The 5,560-nt window shown below is 68.6% G+C and carries 6 protein-coding genes; all 6 read left to right on the top strand.

All coding sequences use genetic code 11. The features are described 5' to 3' along the window. Nucleotides 1-848 (top strand): acyl-CoA dehydrogenase family protein (locus tag ACESK5_RS18665; RefSeq protein ID WP_372913091.1); only part of this gene is annotated, 848 nt, incomplete at its 5' end. A 64-nt stretch (nucleotides 849-912) separates the two neighbouring features. Then, the gene (locus ACESK5_RS18660) at nucleotides 913-2,136 is read left to right on the top strand and encodes an MFS transporter (protein ID WP_372913090.1); all 1,224 of its coding nucleotides are present in this window, start codon (nucleotides 913-915) and stop codon (nucleotides 2,134-2,136) included. Nucleotides 2,137-2,193: 57 nt separating this feature from the next. Next, nucleotides 2,194-3,006: an SDR family NAD(P)-dependent oxidoreductase gene (locus ACESK5_RS18655; protein ID WP_372913089.1), complete on the top strand. Its 813-nt coding sequence runs from the start codon at nucleotides 2,194-2,196 to the stop codon at nucleotides 3,004-3,006. Nucleotides 3,007-3,063: 57 nt separating this feature from the next. Next, the gene (locus ACESK5_RS18650) at nucleotides 3,064-3,957 is read left to right on the top strand and encodes a dihydrodipicolinate synthase family protein (RefSeq protein WP_372913088.1); all 894 of its coding nucleotides are present in this window, start codon (nucleotides 3,064-3,066) and stop codon (nucleotides 3,955-3,957) included. A 163-nt stretch (nucleotides 3,958-4,120) separates the two neighbouring features. Further along, nucleotides 4,121-4,930: an N-acyl homoserine lactonase family protein gene (locus ACESK5_RS18645; protein ID WP_372913087.1), complete on the top strand. Its 810-nt coding sequence runs from the start codon at nucleotides 4,121-4,123 to the stop codon at nucleotides 4,928-4,930. Nucleotides 4,931-5,003: 73 nt separating this feature from the next. Next, a complete protein-coding gene (locus ACESK5_RS18640; protein ID WP_372913086.1) occupies nucleotides 5,004-5,402 on the top strand; it encodes a helix-turn-helix domain-containing protein in 399 nt (132 codons plus the stop codon). Nucleotides 5,403-5,560: the final 158 nt, after the last annotated feature.

Here is a 5,560-nt window from a genome sequence, read left to right as displayed (position 1 = left end):
TCGATGACTACGGGACCGACGAGCAGGCCGAGAAGTGGCTCGAACCGGTCGCTGCCCACGACCAGGTCTCGGGGCTGGCCGTCTCCGAACCCGACACCGGGAGCGACATGGCGGGGATGACCACCACCGCCGAGGAGACCGACGACGGCTGGGTGCTGAACGGCGAGAAGTACTGGGTCGGCAACGCCGTCGAGGCCGACTGGCTTACGGTGTACGCGAAGACCGACGAAGGGGGGAAGCCGCACGGGAACTACTCGCTGTTCGTCGTCCCCACTGACGCACCGGGGTACCACGCCGAGCACATCCCCGAGAAGATCGGGATGCGCGCGTCCAAACAGGGTCACATCGTCCTCGACGACTGCGCGGTCCCGGCCGAGAACCTCGTCGGCGAGCGGGGGAACGGCTTCCGGATGCTCGCGGACTTCTTCAACAAGGGGCGGGTCATCGTCGGCGGCCACGGCATCGGCCTCGCGACGGCGGCCATCGAGGAGGCGTGGCGGTTCGTCCACGACCGCGAGGCGTTCGACCGGCAGGTCGGCGAGTTCCAGGCGGTGCAGCACATCCTCGCCGACGCGCGGACGGAGTTCGAGGCCGCACGGGCGCTCACCTGGCGGGCGGCGGAGAAAGTCGCTGCCGGCGAGGACCCGGGGCTGTGGGCCGCGATGGCGAAGCTGAAAGCGACCGAAGTCGCGATGGACTGCGCCGAGCGTGGGATGCAGCTGCACGGCGGCCGTTCCGTCCTCGCGGAGAACCGCATCTCCCGCGTCTACCGGGACGTACGCATCCCCGTCATCTACGAGGGCGCGAACGAGATTCAACGGGACCTCGTCTACCGTCAGTCGGGATGACCGGCGACGTCGACCGGTCGCCAGCATCGCACGGAGCGTCGCCGACGCGTCGAGACGGGGGCCGATGAGCGGACGGGCAGGAGCGGGCGGGACGCGGCTTCGGACGGTCGGGCTCGTCGGCGGACTGTTCGTGCTCTCGGCGTCCGCCGCCGCGTACGAAATCGTCTTGGCGAGCGTGACGCCGCTCGTCCGTTCGTCGCTCGGCATCAGCGCGGCGGCCGCGGGCTTCCTCGTGACCGTCATGTACGTGACGTCCGTCGTCGCGAGCGTTCCCGTCGGGGTCGCCCTCGACCGCGTGGGTGTCACCCGGGCCGTCGTCGTCGCCGCCGTCGCGTTGCTCGTCGCGGGTGCGTGGGGGTACGCCGCGGGCGTCGCGGGCGCGTACTGGTGGCTGGTCGCCTCGCGCGTCCTCGGCGGCTTCGCGTACGTCGTCCTCTGGAACGCCGGCGCCAACCTCGTCGGCGAGAGCGTCACGGCCGAGAACCGCGCGACGGCCGTCGGCGTGTTCACCGCGAGCGCCCCGCTCGGATTCGCCCTCGGTCAGTTCGGCGGGCCACAGGTCGCCGCGCTCGCGGGATGGCCGGCCGTCCTACCGGTGTTCGCTAGCCTCGCCGTCGTCGGGGTCACCGTCTTCCTCGTCGCGACGTGGGGACACGAGTTCTCGGTGACGACGGAGGTGCCCGACCGGACGGCGCTCGTCGCGCTCTTCACCGACCGGGGTGTGTGGACGCTCTGCCTCCTCTGTTTCATCGCGTACGACCTCTACCTCGTCCTGAACAGTTGGCTACCGAGCTACCTGGTGGAGGGACTGGGCGTCGACCTGGCCGTGAGCGGCCTCCTGACGGCGCTGTTTCCGGCAGTCGGGGTCGTCGCGCGGACCAGTAGTGGCGGCATCTCGGATCGACTGTTCGGCGGACGCCGCCGGCCGGTCGCCGTCCTCGCGTTCGCCGTCGCGACACCGTGCGTCTTCGGTCTCGTGGTGACGACACACGTCGGGGGAGTCGTCGGCCTCGTCGTCGCCACCGGCCTCGGCGTCCAACTCGCCATCGGTCTGCTCTTCTCGTACGTGACGGAGGTGGTCGCGAGCGAGGTACGGACGACGGCCGTCTCGCTGTTGACTGCGGCCGGGCTGGCCGGCGCGGGCGTCGCTCCCGTGGTGGCCGGCGGACTCATCGAGTGGCTGGGCTACCGGCCGACCTTCCTGGTCGCGGGCGTCGTCGGTGCAGTCGGCGTCGTGGTGGCGTTGCGGGCGCCGGAACCGTCGGATACGGCGTCCACGAGGTTGTGACAGTCGCGATTTCGGTTAGAATGGTATTTGCTCTCATGGGTCAATCTATCCGCGGCTATGTCGACAGCAGAACTCGACGGTAAGACCGCGGTGGTGACCGGAGCGGGGGGACAGATCGGCGGCGGCATCGCCCGTGAGTTGGCGACGGCAGGCTGTGACGTCGTCCTCGCGGACGTGAACGTGCTCGACAGCGCGTACAATCAGCAGGGGAGCGAGGAGATGCACGGGGCGGAGACGGCGCACAAACTCGCCGACGACATCGAGTCGATGGGTCGGCGGGCCGTCGTCGTCGAGTGTGACGTGACGAAGGCCGCACAGGTCGACGCGATGATCGGCCGGACGGTCGAGGAGTTCGGCGGCCTGGACGTCATGGTGAACAACGCCGGCATCATCACGCTCTCGAACGTCGAGGACCTCGACGAGGCGGAGTGGGACGCGGTCATGGACGTCAACGCGAAGGGGGTGTTCCTCTGTGCGAAGGCGGCGATTCCCGAACTCAAGCGGAGCAAGGGGACGATGATAAACACGGCCTCCATCGCGGGCGAAATCGGCGCGGCCGGACTGGGCCACTACGTCGCCTCGAAGCACGCCGTGATGGGGCTGACGAAGTGTCTCGCACTGGAACTCGCACCCGACGACGTCACGGTCAACGCCATCTGTCCGGGCATCGTCAACACGCCGATGTGGTCGAAGGTGCTCACGCCGGCGATGGGCGGCGACTACGAGGAGATCATCGAGGACGTGATGCCGCTCGGCCGCGACCAGACGCCGGAGGATATGGGCCGATTGGCGGTCTTCTTCGCCACGAACCGGAACGTGACCGGCGAGGCCGTCAAAGTCGACGGCGGCATCACCCAGAACGTCATCTGAGCGCCGGACGCGTACGGCGCACCCAACGTTTTTCCCCCGGCACTCGGTGTCTCGACCATGCCCACGCATCCCGTCTACCCACCGCTCGTCACCCCCCTGACCCGAGACGACAGCGTCGACGCCGACGCGCTCGCATCGCTCGTCGACGCGGTCGAATCCCGCGGGGTCGACGGCGTCGTCGCCTGCGGCACCACGGGCGAGTTCGCCAGCCTCACCGACGAGGAGTACGAGACGGTCGTCGAGACGACGGCCGACGCCGCGAGCGGTCGGGTCGTCGCAGGCGTCGCCGACACGAGCGTGGCGGGCGTCCGCGCGAAAGTCGCGCTCGCGGCCGACGCTGGCTGTGATGCCGTGCTGGTGACGGGGCCGTACTTCCACGCCGAGAACGCGGCCGGCGGGACCGAGGCCTTCCTGCGAGCGGCCGTCGCGGACGCCTCCCTCCCGGTCTACCTCTACAACATCCCGGCGTACGTCGGGTACCGTCTCGACCCCGAGACGGTGAGCACGCTCGCCGAGGACGGGGTGGCGGCGGGCGTCAAAGACTCCAGCGGTGACCTCGACTATCTGCTCTCGCTCGTCCGGTCCACCCCACCGGAGTTCGAGGTGTTCTGCGGCTACGACAGCGTCCTCGTCCCGGCGCTCGCGAGCGGGGCCATCGGGGGAATCAACGCCCTCGCGAACGTCGTCCCCGAGGTGTTCGACGCGGCGACGTCCGCACTCGCCGCGGGCGAGGTGGAACGGGCCGTCCACCTCTCACAGACGGCTATCGCCCCGCTGTTCGAACAGTGTGCGGCCCACGGGTTCGCGCCGGCGACGAAGGTCGGAGCGGCCGCCCGGGGCTTCCTCGACTCGACGGCCGTCCGGCCACCGCTCGTCGACCTCGACGAGGAGGCCCGTGCCGGCGTCGCCGACGCCGTCGAGGACGCGCTGTCGGCCGTAGACACGGCCTGACGCCGGCGGGGGTGACGTCGGTGGACGGCCGGGGCTTCGGCGCGCTCCTCGGCCGGCCGCCGCTCACGAACGAGTGAGACGGGACGCCGTCTACCGACGACTACTGTGCGGTCTGTTTGCGATTGACACGACCGGCTTATCTCCTCTCCGCCGTACACTCTACATGGTAGACGCATCCGTCCACCTCGCCGACCGCGGCAGTGTCTACGCCGACCGCGGGTTCGTGGTCGACGGCTACACGATGGGCACGAGAGAGGACCCGAACCCCGACCACGACATCGCGGAGTTCGTGGTGTGGAACGCCGTCGTCGACCACCCCGACTGCACCGTGCTGTGGGACACCGGTTCACACCCCGCGGCGGGCGATGGCTACTGGCCGCCACACCTGTACGCGGCGTTCCAGCACGTCGACGCCGCCGAACACGACCTGGAGGCGGACCTCGACCGCCTCGGCTTCGACCTCGCCGACATCGACGCCGTCGTCACGAGTCACCTCCACCTCGACCACGCCGGCGGACTCGCGGCCTTCGCCGGGACCGACGTCCCGGTGTACGTCCACGAGGAGGAACTGAAGTTCGCGTACTACTCCGCGAAGACGACCGAAGGCTCCATCGCGTACCTCGCGTCCGACTTCGACCACGACATCGCCTGGGAGGTGGTCCACCGCGACCGGTACACCCTCGCTTCGGACTTCGAACTCTTGCATCTCCCCGGACACACTCCCGGCGTCCTCGGCGCGCGCATCGACCTCCCCGACGAGACGGTGCTGGTCGCTGGCGACGAGTGTTACGTCGACGCCAACTTCACCGACGAGGTACCGCTGGGCCCGGGTCTGCTCTGGAGCGAACGCGACTGGCGGGACAGCCTCTACCTGCTGAAAGAGGAAGTGCGGCGGACCGACGGGCCGGTGGACGTGCTGTACGGCCACGACCTCGACCGGTTCGAGTCGTTCGACGGTGGCTGGAACCGCTGAGGGCCGCCGAGTCCGGTCAGTCGTGTGCAAGAAGGACAAATCCTTTTACGGGCAGAATCCCTACCACACGTTAATGCCGAGTTCGATGGCCGAGTACCTGCGGGCGGATATGGAGTGTGAGGGCCTCCTCGAGTGTTTCCACGGACTCAAGGAGCTCGACCGGGAGGTCTTCCAGTCGCTCGTGGACGCCGAAGAACGGTTGACTGTCGACGAGATCGCCGACCGCGTCGACCGCGAGCGTTCGACCGCCTACCGGAGCGTCCAGCGACTGCTCCAGGCAGGACTCGTCCAGAAAGAGCAGGTCAACTACGAACAGGGCGGGTACTACCACGTCTACCGCCCGGTGAGCGCCGAAGAGGTCACCGAGGACATGCAGCGGATGCTCAACGACTGGTACGCCAAGATGGGCCAACTCATCCAGGAGTTCCGCGACAAGTACGACGACGAACTGGAACCGGCCACGGCCGACTGACCCTGCGACGACCGACTGACCCTGCGACGACCGACTGACCCTGCGACGACCGACTGGCTCGCGTCTCGCCCGAGTCCCTCGGTAACACCCGACTCACCGCGCCACTTACGAATCTCGAGTGCCTACTGGATTCGCTGTGAACAAAAACGAACTCGTCC

Origin of the sequence: Salinigranum sp. (assembly GCF_041641895.1) — an archaeon.
Lineage (GTDB): Archaea > Halobacteriota > Halobacteria > Halobacteriales > Haloferacaceae > Salinigranum.
This window is presented reverse-complemented; position numbering and strand designations above follow the sequence as displayed.

Bases quoted from the DNA above. Each gene is read 5' to 3' on its own strand.
- ACESK5_RS18640 (WP_372913086.1), top strand. From the start codon at position 5,004: ATGCCGAGTTCGATGGCCGAGTACCTGCGGGCGGATATGGAGTGTGAG.
- ACESK5_RS18655 (WP_372913089.1), top strand. From the start codon at position 2,194: ATGTCGACAGCAGAACTCGACGGTAAGACCGCGGTGGTGACCGGAGCG.
- ACESK5_RS18650 (WP_372913088.1), top strand. From the start codon at position 3,064: ATGCCCACGCATCCCGTCTACCCACCGCTCGTCACCCCCCTGACCCGA.
- ACESK5_RS18645 (WP_372913087.1), top strand. From the start codon at position 4,121: ATGGTAGACGCATCCGTCCACCTCGCCGACCGCGGCAGTGTCTACGCC.
- ACESK5_RS18660 (WP_372913090.1), top strand. From the start codon at position 913: ATGAGCGGACGGGCAGGAGCGGGCGGGACGCGGCTTCGGACGGTCGGG.